The sequence below is a fragment of the Streptomyces durocortorensis genome (assembly GCF_031760065.1).
Lineage (GTDB): Bacteria > Actinomycetota > Actinomycetes > Streptomycetales > Streptomycetaceae > Streptomyces.
Genome location: NZ_CP134500.1, coordinates 1224138 through 1243254 on the forward strand (window position 1 = coordinate 1224138; position 19117 = coordinate 1243254).

A 19117-nucleotide genomic window follows, 5' to 3' on the forward strand; every position below is an offset into this window, starting at 1 on the left:
TCAGCGACCGCGCCCCGGGGCCAGGGGCTGCGCCAACTCGTCGTACACGCTCAGGACATGGGCGATCGTGTCGTCCTCGGTGGGCCAGCCCGCCGCCTGGACCCGCCCGGCCTCGGCGAGCCGGGCGAGCGCGCCGGGGTCCCCGAGCAGCCGGACGACCGTGCGGGCGAGCGCCTCGGCGTTGCCGTACGGGACCAGCTCCGCTGCCTCGCCGACCAGCTCGGGCACGCCGCCGACGGCGGTGGCCACCAGCGGCACGCCCGTCCGCAGCGCTTCCTGCGCCAGCAGGGAACGGCCTTCCCACCGGCTGGGCAGCAGAGCGAGATCGGCGGCGGCGAGCAGCTCCCCCACGTCGTCCCGGCAGCCGACGAGGCAGACGGGCAACTCCTCTTCCCCGATCCGCTGTTGCAGGGCCGCACGCTCGCGCCCCTCCCCCGCGATGACGAGCAGCGGTACGGGGTCGAGGCGGCGCCAGATCCGGGCGGCGTCCAGCAGGGTGTCGAAGCCGTGGTGCGGGACGAGGCTGCCGACGGCCATCAGCAACGGCCGGTCGACCGCACCGAGTTCGGCCCGCACCTTGCTGTCGTCGACGCCCCCGGCCAAGCGCGGGAGCGGGGCGGTGACCGGGGCGAGCCGGGCATCGCGCGCGCCCCGCACCCGGGCCCGGTCCACCAGGTCCGACGAGGGGGCGAGGACCACGGCCGCAGCCCGCGCGGCACGCCGTTCCAGCAGGTGCAGGATCTGACGGCGGGCGCCCTCCGCGTACCGCCGGGTGTGCCAGGTCATGACCAGGGGCACGCCCCGCCCGCTCAGTGCCAGGGCGGTACGGGAGGCCGCGTGCAGCCCGTGCGCGTGGACGACGTCGGCGCCGGTGCACGCGGCCCGCAGCGCGGCGACGGCGGCCGGGTCGCTGCGCCGGGGCACCGGAAGGAAGCGGGCTCCCGCCGCCGTGAAGTCGTAGGCCCGGTCCACCGCGGACGGGGCGCAGACGGTCACCTGAACCCCGCGCGCCACCAGCCCGGCGGCCAGCGAACTGACGTGCGCGCTGCTGCCCGCGCTGCCGCCGCCCAGAACTTGGACCGTACGCAGCTGTGACACGTTGATTGGCTCCCCGGGGTCACCGAGTCGGCGGTAAGTACAGCGCCAAGGATGCCAGTCCGTAGGCGCGTTCCGGGACCGCCGGAACGTTGCTGCCGCACCCGCAGCGACAACCGGCCACACGGCACCACCCTTACGGGTGAACATCACGTCGCACTGTTGCCGCCGGTCGCCGTCCGTCCGCCACGGCGCCACCACGCCGACGGCCACACGGCGAACACCCCGGCGGCACATGCCCGGGCCGGGCGCGGCGGCGATCCCGGCGGCGGCACCGAGCGCGGCCGCCGGTCCGGCGTACAGGGTGACGGTCCGTCCGGCGTGGCTGGTCCGCTGCCAGACGGCATCCGTACGGCGGCTCAGCGCCGCGTACACCCTTGCGGCCGACGAAGCGGCAACTCCCGCACCGACGCGACCTGCGACGGCGGTCCTCCTCACGTACTCACCCAAGAGGGAAGCGTGGATACGCCTGCGGGGCCGGGCGGGGAGCCTCCCCCGTCCGGCCCCGCCGAGCGGCAGGCCTACCCGTCCTTGCGCGCCGTGGCGAGCAGCTCCTCCGCATGGGCGCGGGCCGTCTCCGAGTCCTCCTGGCCCGCCAGCATCCGGGACAGCTCCCGGACCCGGTCCTCGCCCTCCAGGACAGTGACACCGCTGCGGGTCACCGAGCCGTCCACGGTCTTCTCCACGAGCAGCTGCCGGTCGGCGAAGGCCGCGACCTGCGGCAGGTGCGTCACGACGACCACCTGCGCGGACCGGGCGAGCTTGGCGAGGCGCCGCCCGACCTCGACCGCCGCCTTGCCGCCGACGCCCGCGTCGACCTCGTCGAAGAGGTACGTGGGCACCGGGTCGGAGCCCGCGAAGACGACTTCCACCGCGAGCATCACCCGGGACAGCTCACCGCCCGAAGCTCCCTTGGCGATCGGCCGGGGCTGGGCCCCTGGGTGCGGGGCGAGCAGCAGCTCCACCTCGTCGGCGCCCGAAGGGCCGTAGACGACGCTGCGCCCGCCGATGTCGATGCCGGACTCCTCGTCCGCCGACTCGGTCTGCCGGATGGCGAAGGAGACCCGGGCGTGCGGCATGGCGAGCGATGCCAGTTCCCCGGTCACCGCCTCCGCGAACCGGGCCGCCGCCTCCGTCCTCGCATCCGTCAACGCCTGCCCCAGCACGGAGAGTTCAGCCCGCAACGCATCCCGCTCAGCCGTCAGCTCGCCGATTCGCTCGTCGTCGCCCTCCAGCTCGGTGAGCCGGCCCGCACCCTCCTGCGCCCAGGCGAGTACGGCCGCGATGTCCTCGCCGTACTTGCGGGTCAGGGCGGTCAGCGCGGCCCGGCGCTCCTCCACGGCGGCCAGCCGCAGCGGATCGGCCTCCAGCTGGTCGGCGTACCCCGCCAACTCGCCGGACACATCGGCGATCAGGATCGAGATCTCCCCGATCCGGTCGGCCAGCGCGGCCAGCGCCGGGTCATGGGCCCGAACCCCGTCCAGGGCCTGCCCGGCGGCGGCCACGACGGTCGTCGCGTCGATGCTCTCGGGGTCCTCGGGGTTGCCCGCCAGCGCGGTGTGCGCGAGGGAGGCGGCGGAGGCGAGGGCCTCGGCGTGCCCGAGCCGTTCCGCCTCGGCGGCCAGTTCGACGTCCTCGCCCGGCAACGGCTCGACGGCGGCGACCTCGTTCAGCCCGAACCGCAGCAGATCCGCCTCCTGGGCCCGCTCCCGCGCCCGGGTGGTCAGCTCCTCCAGCTCAGCGGCCACGGCTCGCAGCCGCCGGTAGGCCGCCGCGTACTTGGCGTGCGGGACCTCCACGCCGTCCCCGGCGTACCGGTCCAGCGCCTGCCGCTGCCGAGCGGGCTTGAGCAGGCCCTGCTGGTCGGTCTGCCCGTGCACGGCGACCAGCTCGTCCGCCAGCTCCGTGAGGACCCCGACCGGCACGGATCTGCCGCCGAGATGGGCCCGTGAGCGTCCTTCCGCCGAAACGGTACGGCTGATGAGCAGCGCACCGTCGTCGAGCTCCGCCCCGGCCTCCTCGGCCCGCAGCGCCGCCGCGTCGCCCTCGGACACCGTGATCCGGCCCTCCACGACCGCGGCCTTGGCCCCGACCCGTACGAGGGCGGGGTCGGCGCGCCCGCCGAGCAGCAGCCCGAGGCTCGTGACGACCATGGTCTTGCCCGCGCCGGTCTCACCCGTCACCGCGGTGAAACCGGGTGACAGCTCCACCACCGCGTCGTCGATGACTCCGAGCGACCGTATCCGCATCTCCTCCAACACGGACATGACCTTACGAGGTCCCGGGCCGCGCGCGCGACGGCCCCCGCTCCCGGATTCACTCTCCCGAGCGTTCCCGAGCGCTCCCGAGCGTTCCCGGGGGCCGCCGGGAGGCCGCAGGGCATCGCGGGAACCGTCAGTGGGGCGCGCCTCGCCACCCCGAGACGGGCAGCGCGAACTTCGCCACCAGCCGGTCCGTGAACGAGGCCTGGTGCAGCCGCGCCAGCCGTACGGGCACCGCCCCGCGCCGCACCTCGACCCGCGCCCCGGCGGGCAGCTCCACGGTCCGCCGCCCGTCGCACCACAGCACCCCGTGCGGGGTGTGCGGCTGGACCTCGACGGCGAGCACGGAGGACGGGGAGGTCACCAGCGGCTTGGCGAACAGGGCGTGGGCGCTGATCGGGACCATCAGCAGGGCCTCGACCTCGGGCCAGACCACGGGCCCGCCCGCCGAGAAGGCGTACGCGGTCGAGCCGGTCGGGGTCGCACAGACGATCCCGTCGCAGCCGAACCCGGTCACCGGCCGCCCGTCGATCTCCAGGACGACTTCGAGCATCCGCTCGGGCGACACCTTCTGCACGGCCGCCTCGTTGAGCGCCCAGTCGGTGTGCACGACATCGCCGTTGCTGTGCACCAGGACGTCGATCGTCATGCGCTCCTCTACCTCGTAGTCGCGGGTGACGACCCGGGAGACCACCTTGTCGAGGTCGTCGCGCTCCGCCTCCGCGAGGAAGCCGACACGGCCGAGGTTGACGCCGAGCATCGGCACCCCGGAGGCGCGGGAGAACTCCGCACCGCGCAGCAGGGTGCCGTCACCGCCGAGGACGATCAGCAGCTCGCAGCCGTCCACGGCGGCGGGGCTGGTGTCCGTGACCGTCTCCACGGTGTCCGGGAGCGGCAGATCGGCCGCCTCGGTCGCCAGGACGCGCACGCCGAGCCCGTTGCGCAGCAGCCCCTGTACCACGAGCTCCGCGCTGCGGATCGCGGCCGGACGGCCGGTGTGCGCCAAAAGAAAGACTGTTCGTGCCGCATTCGTCGTCAACGAGGCCCCTCCACCACTGCACGGTCGACATCCGCGGGATCCAGCTCAGGTGCACCGGCCCGCAGCCACAGAAAGTACTCGACGTTCCCCGACGGGCCGGGCAGCGGACTGGCCGTCACCCCCCGCACCCCGAGGCCCAGACCCCAGGCCCGGCGCGCCACTTCACGTACCGCCTCGGCACGCAGCTCCTCACTCCGCACCACCCCGCCGCTGCCGAGCCGCTCCTTGCCCACCTCGAACTGCGGCTTGACCATGAGGACCAGATCCGCGTCGGGCGCCGCGCACCGGGCGAGGGCGGGCAGCACGAGGCCCAGCGGAATGAAGGACAGATCCCCCACCACCAGGTCGACCGCCTCCCCGTCGATGTCCTCCAACGTCAACTCCCGCACGTTGGTACGGTCCTTGACGACGACCCGTTCATCGGACTGGAGCGACCAGGCCAGCTGCCCGTACCCGACGTCCACGGCGACGACCTGCCGGGCCCCGGCCCGCAGCAGTACGTCGGTGAACCCGCCGGTCGACGCCCCGGCGTCCAGCGCCCGGCGCCCTTCGACGGCCAGCCCCAGCGGGACGAAGGCGGCGAGCGCCCCGGCCAGCTTGTGTCCGCCGCGCGAGACGTAGTCGGGGTCGTCGTCGTCCTTGGTGACGACGATCGCGGCGGCCGTCTCGACCTGCGTGGCGGGTTTGGTCGCGGTGGTGCGGCCGACGGTGACCCGCCCCGCGGCGATCAGCTGACTCGCGTGCTCGCGCGAGCGGGCGAGCTTGCGGCGTACCAGCTCGGCGTCGAGGCGGCGACGTGCCACTCCTGCCACGTTCGGTTCAGCTCCTGTTGTCGTGCGTGTCGTACGCGGGTGTCGGTACGGGCCCGGGCGGGCCGGGTACGGCGGCCGGACGGGCGTCCAGCGAGGTCAGCGCGGACTTGAGCCCACGGTGTACATCCTCGTACACCTCGATGTGCCCGTCCGCCGGGAGGTGGTCCGCATCGGCCAGACGCTCCAGCGGCCCGTCGACCTCCGCCCGGCCGGTGGGGGTGCGTACGACCCCGAGGGGAGCGGGCCCGGCGGGCTCCCCGGTCGCCGACGCGTCCGGCTCCCCGGGCGTGCTCACGGGCGGCGTTCCCGTCTCCGGCATCCTGTCGCTCATGCCGGAACGCTACATCGACGGGCCGGTGTACCGTCGAGCACGATGGCGACCAAGGCGGAGTGCCGCAGTGCACTGAGAAGACTCTCCGACAACCTCGCAGCCGCCGAGGGCGACGTGCGCAGCACCGCCGGCCTCGACCGCTCGCTGAGCTGTCACATCAAGGACCTCGACATCACGTTCACCGGCCTGCTGGCCGATGGCCGTATCCAGGTGCAGGACACGGTCGAGGGGCCGCCCCGGGAGAAGGCCGGAATCAGGCTCGCGATGACGAGCGACGACCTGGTGGCCCTGGTGGACGGCGACCTGAACTTCGCGAAGGCGTGGGCGTCGGGCCGCGTACGCCTGGAGGCGGGCTTCAGGGACCTGCTGAAACTGAGATCGCTGCTGTAGCCGATCAAGCGCGCCCGGCCGCACGTCCAAGGACGGCCGGCGGCGAGATCGAGCCCGTCCGGCGATGGAGGGCGAACCGCCGCCCAGGCGTCCCCGCACACCTCGGACCGCCGCTTCGCACGCCTCAGACGGCCACTTTCCGACTCTTCCGGGCCGCGGGCACGACGAGCGGCGTCCCCGTCTCCGGGTCGTCGATCACCTGGCACCGCATCCCGAACACCCGCTCCACCAGCTCAGCGTCGACCACGTCCGAAGGCGCCCCCTCCGCGACGATCTCGCCGTCCCGCATGGCGATGAGATGCGTGGCGTACCGCGCGGCGTGGTTCAGGTCGTGCAGCACGGCGACCAGGGTGCGTCCCTGCGTCTCGTGGAGCTCCGCGCACAGATCCAGTACGTCGATCTGGTGCTGGATGTCGAGATACGTCGTCGGCTCGTCGAGCAGCAGCAGCGGGGTCTGCTGGGCCAGCGCCATGGCGATCCAGACCCGCTGACGCTGACCGCCGGACAGTTCGTCGACGTACCGCTCGGCCAGCTCGGCGACCCCGGTCGACTCCATGGACTCCTGGACCACCCGCTCGTCCTCCGGCGACCACTGCCGCAGCAGCCCCTGGTGGGGGTAGCGGCCGCGGGCCACGAGGTCGGCGACGGTGATCCCGTCGGGGGCTATGGAGGACTGCGGCAGCAGCCCCAGCGTGCGGGCGACCTTCTTGGCGGGCAGCTGGTGGATGGCCTGCCCGTCCAGCAGCACCTGCCCCTGGCTCGGCTTCAGCATCCGGGCGAGCGCGCGCAGGAGGGTCGACTTGCCGCAGGCGTTGGGCCCGACGATCACGGTGAAGGAGTTGTCGGGAATCTCCACCGAGAGGCTCTCGGTGATGACTCGCTGGTCGTAGCCGAGGGTCACCGATTCTGCGGTGAGGCGCTGCATGGTGGTACTCCCGGAGTTTGGTGAGGTGAGGTGAAGTGCGCGGCGCCGGGCACAAGCAGACCACCGAGCAGCACCAAGTTAGGTTAACCTATCTCCCTCTTCACGCCACTGGCCCCGGACCGCCGCCCCGCCCCCGCAACACCCCGCCGGGCAAGGAGAATCACGCGAGGGACAGCGGGCAGCGGCCGGGACACCACTCAGAACCCGAGTGCGGCGACAGCCTTCCCCGTCTCCAGCTCGCACCCGCCCGCACCGGCGAAGGTCCAGGCTGCCGCGCAGAGCGCCCGCAGCCCGTCGAGCGGGTCGCCCTCGCCCTCCAGGACCAGCGTGTCCCCGTGCACGGAAGCCCTCCACCCCTCGCACCGGTAGGTCTCCCCGTCCCCCGTCACCTCGGGCTGCCCGGTCAGCAGCCCCCGCAGGTCCCGGTCCACATAGGTCGGCCGGTGCTGCGGCGGGGCGGCGAGCAGCTGGGCGGCGTCGGTCACCCCGGTCAGGACCAGCAGCGAGTCCACGTCCCCGTTGAACGCGCCCTCGATGTCCGTGTCCAGCCGGTCCCCGACGACGAGCGGCCGCTTCGCACCGGTCCTCAGCACGGTCTCGCGGTGCATCGGCGGCAACGGCTTGCCGGCCACCTGCGGCTCGGCCCCGGTGGCGATCCGTACGACCTCGACGGCGGCCCCGTTGCCGGGCGCGATGCCCCGGGCGCTCGGAATGGTCAGGTCGGTGTTGGACGCGAACCACGGCAGCCCGCGCCGGATCGCGTAGCTCGCCTCCGCGAACCGCCCCCACGCCAGGTCCGGCCCGCCGTACCCCTGGGCCACCGCGGCCGGGTCGTCGTCCGCCGACTCCACCGGCACCAGCCCGCGCTCTCGCAGCGCGACCCGCAGCCCCTCCCCGCCGATCGCCAGCACCCGGGCCCCCGGCGGCAGCTGATCGGCCACCAGCCGGGCGACGGCCTGGGCGGAAGTGATCACGTCGGAGGCCTCGGCCGGCACCCCCAGCCGCGTGAGGTGCTCCGCCACCGCGTCCGGAGTCCGCAGCGCGTTGTTGGTGACGTACGCGAGGTGCATGCCCCCGGCCCGCGCGGCGGCCAGCGAGTCCACGGCGTACGCGATGGCCTCCCCGCCCGCGTACACGACTCCGTCCAGATCGAGGAGGGCCGTGTCGTACGCCTCGCTCAGCGCCGTACTGCTCCCCGACGGCCGGGACCTGTCCTGCTGGTGGCTCATATGGCTCGCTCCTCTTCCACGCTTCTGACCCGATCATCGCGTATGCCCACGGCACACATACGATGCCCTGATGAACACTTCAGGTCCCGACGCCCAGGGGCTGCGGCTGATCCCGTTCCGCGGACTGCGTTACGTGCCCGAGCGCGTCGGCAGCCTTGCCGCCGTGACCTCGCCCCCGTACGACGTGGTGGTCCGGCCGGACGGGCTGCATCACCTGGAGTCCGCGGATCCGCACAACATCGTGCGCCTCATCCTCCCCCAGGCCGACACGGCCCGGGAACGGCACCGACAGGCGGCCGCCACCCTGGACCGCTGGCTGGCCGAGGGGGTCATCGCCGCGGACCCGGACCCGGTGCTGTACGTCTACGAGCAGCGCAACGACGAGATCCTCCAGCGGGGCCTGATCGGCGCCCTGGCGCTCTCCCCCGCCTCCGAGGGCATCGTGCTCCCGCACGAGGACGTCATGGACGACGTCGTGGCGGACCGCGCGGAGCTGATGCGGACGACGGGGGCCCATCTGGAACCGCTGCTGCTGACCTACCGCGGCGACGACCGCTCCGACGACGGCACACCGACCGGCGCGGCAGCGGTGATCGAGCGCACGGTCCTGGGCGAGCCGCTGCTCGCCACCACGACGGAGGACGGCTTCCGGCACCGCCTGTGGGCCGTGACGGACCCGGCCGAGCGGAGCGAGATCGAGACAGACCTCGCCCGGCACCAGGCTCTCATCGCGGACGGCCACCACCGCTGGGCCACCTACCTCCGGCTCCAGCGGGAACAGACCGCTCCCGGCCCGTGGGACTACGGCCTCGTCCTCCTCGTGGACACGGCCCGCCACCCGCTCCAGGTCCGGGCGATCCACCGGCTGCTGCGCGGTCTGCCGCTTTCCCGCGCCCTCGATGCGCTGACCGGCCTCTTCCGCGTCACCCCGGTGGACGGGCCGCTTCCCCGGGCACTCGACGCGCTCGCCGACGCGGCGGCGCAGGGCAACGCGTTCCTCCTCGCGGGCGACGGCGGCTTCCATCTCGTGGACCGGCCCGACCCGGCGCTGCTGGCCAGGACCGTCCGGGCGGACCGGCCCGACGCCTGGCGCACCCTGGACGCGACGGTCCTGCACTCCGCGCTGCTCGACGAGGTGTGGCGGATCCCCGACGCCCCCGAGCACATCGGCTACATCCACGACACGGCGGCAGCCGTCGAGCAGGCCGAACGTCTCGGCGCGACGGCGGTACTGATGCATCCGGTACGCGAAGAGGTCGTCCGGGACCTGGCCCGGCAGGGCGTCACCATGCCCCGTAAGTCGACCTCGTTCGGTCCGAAGCCGGCGACGGGCCTGGTCATGCGGAGCCTCACCGTCGACTGACGCCGGACATGACGAAGGGGGCGGCACTCCGGCCGGAGTGCCGCCCCCTTCGTCATCGCTTACCGACTTCGTGGCCTACTGACCCGTGACGGAACCGTCCACGGGACCGTCCTCGCCGTCCTCACGGTCGTCGTCCCGCGCGGTCTCGCGGCTTTCGGCCGCTTCCCCGGTGAGACCGGCAAGACCGGCGACGTCGTCGGCCCCGTCGTCGCTGAGTGCGTCGACGAACTCCACACCGTCCAGCTCGGCCAGCCGGTCCGACGCGTCCGTCGCGCCGTCCTTGTCGGCCTCCATCGCCTTGCCGAACCACTCCCGCGCCTCGTCCTCGCGCCCCGCCTCCAGCAGGGCGTCGGCGTACGCGTAGCGAAGACGCGGCGTCCACGGCTGGACGGAGTTGGACGCCAGCTCGGGGCTCTGGAGGGTCACGATGGCGGCGTCGATCTGGCCCATGTCCCGGCGGGCTCCGGCGGCCACCAGCCGCATCTCGACCTGCCCGGCCTTGTCCAGCTTCTGCACCTCGGGCTCACCGGCCATGGCCATCGCCCGCTCGGGCCGCCCGAGTCCACGCTCGCAGTCCGCCATGACGGGCCACAGCTCCACGGACCCGGTCATCCGCCGGGCCGCCCGGAACTCCGCGAGCGCCTCGGCGTACTTCTGGGTCGCGTACGCCGCGAACCCGGCCGCCTCACGCACCGCCGCGACCCGCGAGGCGAGCCGCAGAGCGATCCGGGCGTACGCGTACGCCTGCTCGGGGTCCTCGTCGATGAGCCGGGCCACCATGACGAGGTTGCGCGCGACATCCTCGGCAAGGGTCTTCGGCAGGCTCATCAGCTCCTGGCGTACGTCCTTGTCGATCTCGTCGCCGGTGACGTCGTCGGGGATCGGAAGCCGCTTGATCGGCTCACGGTCCCGGTCGCGGTCGTCACGCCCGCGGAAGCCACCACGGTCCCGGTCGTCACGCTGCCCGCCACGGTAGCCGCCGCGGTCCCGGTCCCGGTCGTCACGCCGGAAACCACCGCCGGAACCGCCGCCGCGGTTGTCATCACGGCGGAAACCGCCGCCGGAACCGCCACCGCGGTTGTCGTCACGGCGGAAACCACCGCCGGAGGGCCGGTCATCCTCACGACGCGGACCGCGCGGCCGGTCATCACGCCGCTCGAAGCCACCACTGGGACGCCCGCCACGGTCATCACGCTGCTGACCACCGCGGTACCCACCACGGTCGTCATCACGACGGAACCCACGATCGCGGTCACCGTCACGGCCCCGGTCACGGTCGTCACGCCGGAAACCACCACCGGAACCGCCGCCCCGGTTGTCATCACGGCGGAAGCCGGCAGGGCGGTTGTCGTCACGGCGGAAGCCACCACCCGAACCGCCACCACGGTTGTCGTCACGGCGGAAGCCGGCAGGGCGGTTGTCGTCACGGCGGAAGCCGCCGCCGGAGGGCCGGTCGTCGTCACGACGGGGGCCGCGCGGCCGGTCATCGCGCCGCTCGAAGCCACCGCTGGGACGCCCGCCTCGGTCATCACGCTGCTGACCACCGCGGTACCCACCACGGTCGTCATCACGACGGAACCCACGATCGCGATCACCGTCACGGCCCCGGTCACGGTCGTCACGCCGGAAACCACCACCGGAACCGCCGCCCCGGTTGTCATCACGGCGGAAACCGCCGCCGGAACCGCCACCGCGGTTGTCGTCACGGCGGAAACCACCGCCGGAGGGCCGGTCATCCTCACGACGCGGGCCACGCGGCCGGTCATCACGCCGCTCGAACCCGCCGCCGGAACCCCCACCACGGTTGTCATCACGCCGGAAACCACCACCGGAACCGCCACCGCGGTTGTCGTCACGGCGGAAACCACCGCCGGAGGGCCGGTCATCGTCACGACGCGGGCCACGCGGCCGGTCATCACGCCGCTCGAAGCCACCACTGGGACGCCCACCACGGTCATCACGACGCGGCCCCCGGTCACGGTCGCGATCCCGGTCGTCGCGGCGGAAGCCACCGCGGTCGTTGCCACGGCTGTCGTTGTCACGTCGAGGTGCGCCGGAACCGGACCGGTCGTCACGACCACCGCGGTAACCGCCCCTGTCACCGCCGTCCCGGCGACGCGGCTCGCGCTCCGGACGGTCGTCGGGAGAGTTGGTGGACATGGGTGTGACTCCTGTCGTCGGGTACCACAGACATTCTCGCGCAGCCGACCTTCCGACGCGCTTCGACAAAAACAAAAGGACCCCTGGTCCCAGCGTGAACGCTGGGACCAGGGGTCCTTGAAAGATTGTTCGGCGGCGTCCTACTCTCCCACAGGGTCCCCCCTGCAGTACCATCGGCGCTGAAAGGCTTAGCTTCCGGGTTCGGAATGTAACCGGGCGTTTCCCTAACGCAATGACCACCGAAACCCTATCGGGTTCTAGCGAACAAGCACACTCTTCAATTAAGTAGTGAAACTGTTCAACCGGAGCGATAACTGTTCGCAACCCGGGAACAACACAGTGGACGCGAGCAACTGAGGACAAGCCCTCGGCCTATTAGTACCAGTCAGCTCCACCCGTTACCGGGCTTCCACATCTGGCCTATCAACCCAGTCGTCTACTGGGAGCCTTAACCCCTCAAGAGGGTGGGAATACTCATCTCGAAGCAGGCTTCCCGCTTAGATGCTTTCAGCGGTTATCCTTTCCGAACGTAGCCAACCAGCCATGCCCTTGGCAGGACAACTGGCACACCAGAGGTTCGTCCGTCCCGGTCCTCTCGTACTAGGGACAGCCCTTCTCAATATTCCTACGCGCACAGCGGATAGGGACCGAACTGTCTCACGACGTTCTAAACCCAGCTCGCGTACCGCTTTAATGGGCGAACAGCCCAACCCTTGGGACCGACTCCAGCCCCAGGATGCGACGAGCCGACATCGAGGTGCCAAACCATCCCGTCGATATGGACTCTTGGGGAAGATCAGCCTGTTATCCCCGGGGTACCTTTTATCCGTTGAGCGACAGCGCTTCCACAAGCCACTGCCGGATCACTAGTCCCGACTTTCGTCCCTGCTCGACCCGTCGGTCTCACAGTCAAGCTCCCTTGTGCACTTACACTCAACACCTGATTGCCAACCAGGCTGAGGGAACCTTTGGGCGCCTCCGTTACTCTTTAGGAGGCAACCGCCCCAGTTAAACTACCCATCAGACACTGTCCCTGATCCGGATCACGGACCCAGGTTAGACATCCAGCACGACCAGAGTGGTATTTCAACGACGACTCCACAACCACTGGCGTGGCCGCTTCAAAGTCTCCCACCTATCCTACACAAGCCGAACCGAACACCAATATCAAACTGTAGTAAAGGTCCCGGGTCTTTCCGTCCTGCTGCGCGAAACGAGCATCTTTACTCGTAGTGCAATTTCACCGGGCCTATGGTTGAGACAGTCGAGAAGTCGTTACGCCATTCGTGCAGGTCGGAACTTACCCGACAAGGAATTTCGCTACCTTAGGATGGTTATAGTTACCACCGCCGTTTACTGGCGCTTAAGTTCTCAGCTTCGCCAACCCGAAAGTCAGCTAACCGGTCCCCTTAACGTTCCAGCACCGGGCAGGCGTCAGTCCGTATACATCGCCTTACGGCTTCGCACGGACCTGTGTTTTTAGTAAACAGTCGCTTCTCGCTGGTCTCTGCGGCCACCCCAGCTCACCGAGTAAATCGGATCACCAGTGATGGCCCCCTTCTCCCGAAGTTACGGGGCATTTTGCCGAGTTCCTTAACCATAGTTCACCCGAACGCCTCGGTATTCTCTACCTGACCACCTGAGTCGGTTTAGGGTACGGGCCGCCATGAAACTCGCTAGAGGCTTTTCTCGACAGCATAGGATCATCCACTTCACCACAATCGGCTCGGCATCAGGTCTCACCCTTAATGTGTGACGGATTTACCTACCACACGGGCTACACCCTTACCCCGGGACAACCACCGCCCGGGCTGGACTACCTTCCTGCGTCACCCCATCGCTTACCTACTACAAGTCTGGTTCATCGGCTCCACCACTACCCTCAACTCCGAAGAGATCGGGCCGGCTTCACGGACTTAGCATCGCCTGATTCAGTACTGGGCGTTTCAAAGCGGGTACCGGAATATCAACCGGTTGTCCATCGACTACGCCTGTCGGCCTCGCCTTAGGTCCCGACTTACCCTGGGCAGATCAGCTTGACCCAGGAACCCTTAGTCAATCGGCGCACACGTTTCTCACGTGTGTATCGCTACTCATGCCTGCATTCTCACTCGTGAACCGTCCACAACTCGCTTCCGCGGCTGCTTCACCCGGCACACGACGCTCCCCTACCCATCCACACAGGCGTTGGCCCTATATGTGTGAATGACACGACTTCGGCGGTACGCTTGAGCCCCGCTACATTGTCGGCGCGGAATCACTTGACCAGTGAGCTATTACGCACTCTTTCAAGGGTGGCTGCTTCTAAGCCAACCTCCTGGTTGTCTCTGCGACTCCACATCCTTTCCCACTTAGCGTACGCTTAGGGGCCTTAGTCGATGCTCTGGGCTGTTTCCCTCTCGACCATGGAGCTTATCCCCCACAGTCTCACTGCCGCGCTCTCACTTACCGGCATTCGGAGTTTGGCTAAGGTCAGTAACCCGGTAGGGCCCATCGCCTATCCAGTGCTCTACCTCCGGCAAGAAACACACGACGCTGCACCTAAATGCATTTCGGGGAGAACCAGCTATCACGGAGTTTGATTGGCCTTTCACCCCTAACCACAGGTCATCCCCCAGGTTTTCAACCCTGGTGGGTTCGGTCCTCCACGAAGTCTTACCTCCGCTTCAACCTGCCCATGGCTAGATCACTCCGCTTCGGGTCTAGAGCGTGCAACTCAAACGCCCTATTCGGACTCGCTTTCGCTACGGCTTCCCCACACGGGTTAACCTCGCTACACACCGCTAACTCGCAGGCTCATTCTTCAAAAGGCACGCAGTCACGACTGCATGTGCAAGCACACACAGCGACGCTCCCACGGCTTGTAGGCACACGGTTTCAGGTACTATTTCACTCCGCTCCCGCGGTACTTTTCACCATTCCCTCACGGTACTATCCGCTATCGGTCACCAGGGAATATTTAGGCTTAGCGGGTGGTCCCGCCAGATTCACACGGGATTTCTCGGGCCCCGTGCTACTTGGGTGGTTCTCAAACGAGCCGTTGATGTTTCAGCTACGGGGGTCTTACCCTCTACGCCGGACCTTTCGCATGTCCTTCGCCTACACCAACGGTTTCTGACTCGCCGACCAACCGGCAGATTGATCAAGAGAACTCCCACAACCCCGCATGCGCAACCCCTGCCGGGTATCACACGCATACGGTTTGGCCTCATCCAGTTTCGCTCGCCACTACTCCCGGAATCACGGTTGTTTTCTCTTCCTGAGGGTACTGAGATGTTTCACTTCCCCTCGTTCCCTCCACACTGCCTATGTGTTCAGCAGCGGGTGACAGCCCATGACGACTGCCGGGTTTCCCCATTCGGAAACCCCCGGATCAAAGCTTGGTTGACAGCTCCCCGGGGACTATCGTGGCCTCCCACGTCCTTCATCGGTTCCTGGTGCCAAGGCATCCACCGTGCGCCCTTAAAAACTTGGCCACAGATGCTCGCGTCCACTGTGCAGTTCTCAAGCAACGACCAGCCACCCATCACCCCGTCCCTAAGGACGAGTTCACTGGGGCCGGCGTCGAAGGCAGCCTTATCGGCCGTACCTTCAGACACCCAACAGCGCGCCCAGTACCCGGAATTCATACGGTTCGCTTTCCACGCCCCGAAGGGGCAGTACTCACGACCCGGCTGAACCACCAGGTACTGAATAGTCAACGTTCCACCCATGAGCTGACCACCGTCGAACATTTGCCGACGTAGTGGCTCTGGATCCCTTACGGAATCTAGATGCTCCTTAGAAAGGAGGTGATCCAGCCGCACCTTCCGGTACGGCTACCTTGTTACGACTTCGTCCCAATCGCCAGTCCCACCTTCGACAGCTCCCTCCCACAAGGGGTTGGGCCACCGGCTTCGGGTGTTACCGACTTTCGTGACGTGACGGGCGGTGTGTACAAGGCCCGGGAACGTATTCACCGCAGCAATGCTGATCTGCGATTACTAGCAACTCCGACTTCATGGGGTCGAGTTGCAGACCCCAATCCGAACTGAGACCGGCTTTTTGAGATTCGCTCCGCCTCGCGGCATCGCAGCTCATTGTACCGGCCATTGTAGCACGTGTGCAGCCCAAGACATAAGGGGCATGATGACTTGACGTCGTCCCCACCTTCCTCCGAGTTGACCCCGGCAGTCTCCTGTGAGTCCCCATCACCCCGAAGGGCATGCTGGCAACACAGAACAAGGGTTGCGCTCGTTGCGGGACTTAACCCAACATCTCACGACACGAGCTGACGACAGCCATGCACCACCTGTATACCGACCACAAGGGGGCACCATCTCTGATGCTTTCCGGTATATGTCAAGCCTTGGTAAGGTTCTTCGCGTTGCGTCGAATTAAGCCACATGCTCCGCTGCTTGTGCGGGCCCCCGTCAATTCCTTTGAGTTTTAGCCTTGCGGCCGTACTCCCCAGGCGGGGAACTTAATGCGTTAGCTGCGGCACCGACGACGTGGAATGTCGCCAACACCTAGTTCCCAACGTTTACGGCGTGGACTACCAGGGTATCTAATCCTGTTCGCTCCCCACGCTTTCGCTCCTCAGCGTCAGTAATGGCCCAGAGATCCGCCTTCGCCACCGGTGTTCCTCCTGATATCTGCGCATTTCACCGCTACACCAGGAATTCCGATCTCCCCTACCACACTCTAGCTAGCCCGTATCGAATGCAGACCCGGGGTTAAGCCCCGGGCTTTCACATCCGACGTGACAAGCCGCCTACGAGCTCTTTACGCCCAATAATTCCGGACAACGCTTGCGCCCTACGTATTACCGCGGCTGCTGGCACGTAGTTAGCCGGCGCTTCTTCTGCAGGTACCGTCACTTTCGCTTCTTCCCTGCTGAAAGAGGTTTACAACCCGAAGGCCGTCATCCCTCACGCGGCGTCGCTGCATCAGGCTTTCGCCCATTGTGCAATATTCCCCACTGCTGCCTCCCGTAGGAGTCTGGGCCGTGTCTCAGTCCCAGTGTGGCCGGTCGCCCTCTCAGGCCGGCTACCCGTCGTCGCCTTGGTAGGCCATTACCCCACCAACAAGCTGATAGGCCGCGGGCTCATCCTTCACCGCCGGAGCTTTTAACCCCGTCCCATGCGGGACAGAGTGTTATCCGGTATTAGACCCCGTTTCCAGGGCTTGTCCCAGAGTGAAGGGCAGATTGCCCACGTGTTACTCACCCGTTCGCCACTAATCCACCCCGAAAGGCTTCATCGTTCGACTTGCATGTGTTAAGCACGCCGCCAGCGTTCGTCCTGAGCCAGGATCAAACTCTCCGTGAATGTTTACCCGTAATCGGGTGCACACACACGAGAGCGGAACAACCGGTCGGAATAAGACCCGCTGTTCACAGCGTCCTCGCTGTGTTGTTGCCTACCGCCGCACATGGCGACCGTAGGACTTTCAAAGGAACCTCCAACCTGCACCAGGTGCAGGCCGGGGTATCAACATATCTGGCGTTGACTTTTGGCACGCTGTTGAGTTCTCAAGGAACGGACGCTTCCTTCGGTCCCGTTTCACCGGGGCCCTCCGGGCGCTTCCCTTCGTTCTTGCGTTTCCGACTCTATCAGACTCTTTCGTGTCCGATTCCCGGTCGAAGCGGGGTGCTTTCGAGGTTCTTCGCTTTCGCGTTTTCCCTTTCCGGCGGTTCCAACTTTACCAGACTCTTTTTCGTTCCGTTTCCGGTCCGAATTCGATTTCCGGTGGCCTGTGGAGGGCCTTTGCCTTTCGGCGTGTTCACTACGTTAGCCGATTCCCTTGGCAGCTCATAATCGAGCCTGTCGAGCGAATTACGGGCATGCCAAATTCGCACCCGCCAGGGTGAGTCGTAGGTAGTGGTGTGGCCGCTTCGAGTGGCTCGGTCCGGTCCGAGGGACCGTGCCGACAGCTGTACCCGTGTCAAGCGGCTCGGACTACATTAGGCCTCCGCCGAGGGTGCGTCAAGTTGTCCTGCGGCTCGCCCGATGGCGTGGCGCGTGGGCGCGGTACGGGCTCACCGTGGGGTCTCCGTCGATCCAGAAGCGCCAGGGCTGGTGGGCCCCGTCGCCGCCCACGCCCGTGCGGGGGCCGCTGCGTACCAGGTCACGGGGTGGCGGGGTGCCGTGCAGTACGGACAGGGCGGGGGCGGGGCCGTCGAAGAGGTCGCTGCCGTTCAGCTCTCGGTCGACGTCGAGGGCGGTGGCCAGGCGGGCGGGGCCTTTGGCCAGTTCCTTGTCGCTGCGGGCCGAGATGCGCCGCTCGCGGGCGAGGCCGACGCCGACGTCGATCTCGCCCGCCCGGAGCAGGACCCCGCTCGCCCGGCCTTCCGGACCGCAGACCAGGTTGAGGCAGTGCCACATCCCGTACGTGAAGTAGACGTACGTATGACCGGGCGGGCCGAACATCACGCTGTTACGGGGGGTGCGGCCGCGGTAGGCGTGCGAGCCCGGGTCGACCTCACCCGCGTACGCCTCCACCTCGGTCAGGCGCAGCTCGATCGTGCCCCCCGCGCTGTGCCGGACCAGGGTGCGGCCCAGGAGGTCGGGGGCGACCTCCAGGACGCAGCGGTCGAAGAAGTCGCGTGTGAGGGGTGCGCGGTCGGGGCTCGTGGTCATGGGGTCCGAGGGTACTGGGATCGCCCGCACGGGAACCGGCTACGGTCGTGGCGCGTATGTAGGGGTCAGGACCTAGAAGGAGTGACTATGGGCTTCAAGCGGCTGCTCGCGAGCATGGGTGCCGGTGGCGCGTCGGTGGAGACCGAGCTCACCGAGGTGAACGTCGTCCCCGGTGGGGTCGTCCAGGGCGAGGTCCGCATTCAGGGCGGATCGGTGCCGCAGCAGATCGAGGGGCTCAATGTCGGGCTCCAGGCGCGGGTCGAGGTCGAGAGCGGGGACCAGGAGACCAAGCAGGACATCGAGTTCACCAAGCTTCAGCTCGGCGGGGCCTTCGAGGTCCAGGCGGGCGCGGTGCACGTGGTGCCGTTCGGCCTGGAGATTCCCTGGGAGACGCCGGTCACGATGTTCGGCGGCCAGCAGCTGCGCGGGATGAACATCGGGGTGACCACCGAGCTGGAGATCGCCCGCGCGCTGGACTCCGGTGACCTGGACCCGATCAACGTGCACCCGCTGCCGGCGCAGGAGGCCATCCTGAACGCCTTCGGCCAGCTGGGCTTCGGCTTCCGCAGCGCGGACATGGAACGGGGTCACATCCGCGGTACGCGTCAGCGGCTGCCGTTCTACCAGGAGATCGAGTTCGTTCCGCCGACGCAGTACCGCGGGCTGAACCAGGTGGAGCTGACGTTCGTCGCCGACGACCGTGAGATGGACGTCGTCCTGGAGATGGACAAGAAGCCGGGGCTGTTCAGCCAGGGCAGCGACTCCTACCGCGCGTTCCAGGTGGGGCTGCACGACTACCACCGGACGGACTGGGCGGCGTACCTCAACCAGTGGCTGGCCCAGGTCGGCGGTCAGCGCAACTGGCTCTAGGGCGAAAGGCCCTAGGGTCGGG

General features: G+C 68.1%; 13 protein-coding genes and 3 rRNA genes. 3 read left to right on the forward strand and 13 right to left on the reverse strand.

What is annotated here, in order from left to right; genetic code table 11:
• The 5 genes from RI138_RS05320 to RI138_RS05340 all read right to left on the reverse strand — a co-directional run bounded on the left by RI138_RS05320 (position 1) and on the right by RI138_RS05340 (position 5538).
• On the reverse strand, positions 1 to 1098 hold the full coding sequence (locus RI138_RS05320) for a glycosyltransferase family 4 protein (protein ID WP_311118967.1): 1098 nt from the start codon (positions 1096 to 1098) through the stop codon (positions 1 to 3).
• Between the two features lie 518 nt (positions 1099 to 1616).
• Positions 1617 to 3362, reverse strand: a complete 1746-nt coding sequence (gene recN, locus RI138_RS05325; protein WP_096632205.1) for a DNA repair protein RecN — start codon at positions 3360 to 3362, stop codon at positions 1617 to 1619.
• A gap of 127 nt (positions 3363 to 3489) precedes the next feature.
• Positions 3490 to 4395, reverse strand: a complete 906-nt coding sequence (locus RI138_RS05330) for an NAD kinase (protein WP_096632203.1) — start codon at positions 4393 to 4395, stop codon at positions 3490 to 3492.
• A complete protein-coding gene (locus RI138_RS05335) occupies positions 4392 to 5207 on the reverse strand; it encodes a TlyA family RNA methyltransferase (protein WP_311118968.1) in 816 nt (271 codons plus the stop codon). The genes RI138_RS05330 and RI138_RS05335 overlap by 4 nt, the downstream gene beginning before the upstream one ends.
• Positions 5208 to 5214: 7 nt before the next feature.
• Positions 5215 to 5538: a hypothetical protein gene (locus RI138_RS05340; RefSeq protein ID WP_096632200.1), complete on the reverse strand. Its 324-nt coding sequence runs from the start codon at positions 5536 to 5538 to the stop codon at positions 5215 to 5217.
• A gap of 42 nt (positions 5539 to 5580) precedes the next feature.
• Between RI138_RS05340 and RI138_RS05345 the strand changes: the two genes are divergently transcribed.
• On the forward strand, positions 5581 to 5928 hold the full coding sequence (locus RI138_RS05345) for an SCP2 sterol-binding domain-containing protein (protein WP_311118969.1): 348 nt from the start codon (positions 5581 to 5583) through the stop codon (positions 5926 to 5928).
• A gap of 124 nt (positions 5929 to 6052) precedes the next feature.
• On the opposite strand, the gene RI138_RS05350 is transcribed toward RI138_RS05345, so the two are convergent.
• Together RI138_RS05350 and RI138_RS05355 are read right to left on the reverse strand one after the other, a co-directional pair.
• Complete coding sequence (locus RI138_RS05350) at positions 6053 to 6853, reverse strand: ABC transporter ATP-binding protein (RefSeq protein ID WP_311118970.1); 801 nt, start codon at positions 6851 to 6853, stop codon at positions 6053 to 6055.
• A 197-nt stretch (positions 6854 to 7050) separates the two neighbouring features.
• Entirely contained in the window at positions 7051 to 8082 is a 1032-nt protein-coding gene (locus RI138_RS05355; RefSeq protein ID WP_311118971.1) for an HAD hydrolase-like protein, read from the reverse strand.
• A 70-nt stretch (positions 8083 to 8152) separates the two neighbouring features.
• On the opposite strand from RI138_RS05355, the gene RI138_RS05360 reads away from it, so the two are divergent.
• Complete coding sequence (locus RI138_RS05360; RefSeq protein WP_096632193.1) at positions 8153 to 9445, forward strand: DUF1015 domain-containing protein; 1293 nt, start codon at positions 8153 to 8155, stop codon at positions 9443 to 9445.
• Positions 9446 to 9520: 75 nt separating this feature from the next.
• Here the strand turns inward: RI138_RS05360 and RI138_RS05365 are convergent, their stop codons facing one another.
• From RI138_RS05365 to RI138_RS05390, 6 genes are all read right to left on the reverse strand, one after another.
• Positions 9521 to 10273: a tetratricopeptide repeat protein gene (locus RI138_RS05365; protein ID WP_311118972.1), complete on the reverse strand. Its 753-nt coding sequence runs from the start codon at positions 10271 to 10273 to the stop codon at positions 9521 to 9523.
• Complete coding sequence (locus tag RI138_RS05370; protein ID WP_311118973.1) at positions 10273 to 11520, reverse strand: hypothetical protein; 1248 nt, start codon at positions 11518 to 11520, stop codon at positions 10273 to 10275. The genes RI138_RS05365 and RI138_RS05370 overlap by 1 nt, the downstream gene beginning before the upstream one ends.
• Positions 11521 to 11732: 212 nt before the next feature.
• Positions 11733 to 11849 (reverse strand): 5S ribosomal RNA (gene rrf / locus RI138_RS05375).
• 111 nt (positions 11850 to 11960) lie between these two features.
• Positions 11961 to 15081, reverse strand: a 23S ribosomal RNA gene (locus tag RI138_RS05380).
• 308 nt (positions 15082 to 15389) lie between these two features.
• Positions 15390 to 16914: ribosomal RNA gene (locus tag RI138_RS05385) — 16S ribosomal RNA — on the reverse strand.
• The 16S, 23S and 5S rRNA genes sit together here, the layout of an rRNA operon.
• 657 nt (positions 16915 to 17571) lie before the next feature.
• On the reverse strand, positions 17572 to 18225 hold the full coding sequence (locus RI138_RS05390; RefSeq protein ID WP_311118974.1) for a DNA-3-methyladenine glycosylase: 654 nt from the start codon (positions 18223 to 18225) through the stop codon (positions 17572 to 17574).
• A gap of 87 nt (positions 18226 to 18312) precedes the next feature.
• Between RI138_RS05390 and RI138_RS05395 the strand changes: the two genes are divergently transcribed.
• Positions 18313 to 19095, forward strand: a complete 783-nt coding sequence (locus tag RI138_RS05395; RefSeq protein ID WP_096628248.1) for a sporulation protein — start codon at positions 18313 to 18315, stop codon at positions 19093 to 19095.
• Positions 19096 to 19117: the final 22 nt, after the last annotated feature.

Coding starts and splice junctions, on each gene's coding strand:
- RI138_RS05390 (WP_311118974.1), bottom strand. CDS start 18,225: ATGACCACGAGCCCCGACCGCGCACCCCTCACACGCGACTTCTTCGAC.
- RI138_RS05365 (WP_311118972.1), bottom strand. CDS start 10,273: ATGAGCCTGCCGAAGACCCTTGCCGAGGATGTCGCGCGCAACCTCGTC.
- RI138_RS05350 (WP_311118970.1), bottom strand. CDS start 6,853: ATGCAGCGCCTCACCGCAGAATCGGTGACCCTCGGCTACGACCAGCGA.
- RI138_RS05345 (WP_311118969.1), top strand. CDS start 5,581: ATGGCGACCAAGGCGGAGTGCCGCAGTGCACTGAGAAGACTCTCCGAC.
- RI138_RS05355 (WP_311118971.1), bottom strand. CDS start 8,082: ATGAGCCACCAGCAGGACAGGTCCCGGCCGTCGGGGAGCAGTACGGCG.
- recN (WP_096632205.1), bottom strand. CDS start 3,362: ATGTCCGTGTTGGAGGAGATGCGGATACGGTCGCTCGGAGTCATCGAC.
- RI138_RS05395 (WP_096628248.1), top strand. CDS start 18,313: ATGGGCTTCAAGCGGCTGCTCGCGAGCATGGGTGCCGGTGGCGCGTCG.
- RI138_RS05340 (WP_096632200.1), bottom strand. CDS start 5,538: ATGAGCGACAGGATGCCGGAGACGGGAACGCCGCCCGTGAGCACGCCC.
- RI138_RS05360 (WP_096632193.1), top strand. CDS start 8,153: ATGAACACTTCAGGTCCCGACGCCCAGGGGCTGCGGCTGATCCCGTTC.